The sequence below is a fragment of the Bacillus pseudomycoides DSM 12442 genome, assembly GCF_000161455.1.
In the GTDB taxonomy this organism is placed as follows: domain Bacteria; phylum Bacillota; class Bacilli; order Bacillales; family Bacillaceae_G; genus Bacillus_A; species Bacillus_A pseudomycoides.
Genome location: NZ_CM000745.1, coordinates 5,229,293 through 5,229,536, shown reverse-complemented (window position 1 = coordinate 5,229,536; position 244 = coordinate 5,229,293). Strand labels below are relative to the sequence as shown.

Below are 244 nucleotides of genomic sequence, written 5' to 3'. Positions count from 1 at the left end.
TGGATGTTATTACTACCAGCACATGAAGATGAATATTTAACTCAAACATTGGAGGAGATTGCAATGAATCAAGATCCAATTTTACAAAAAGCAATAAATAAATGGGAAAATATGAGCCATGACTCCTCTTTCCGAACAGCTTATGAGGCTCGCGAGAAGCTACTTCTTGATGAACAAGCTAAGCTGGCTCACGCTCGTGAAGAAGGCTTAGAGGAAGGTTTAGAAAAAGGGATTCAAAAAGGAC

General features: G+C 38.9%; 1 pseudogene. It reads left to right on the top strand.

The window, feature by feature from the left end:
* Positions 1-244: pseudogene (locus tag BPMYX0001_RS33405) on the top strand (Rpn family recombination-promoting nuclease/putative transposase); the annotation flags it as partial.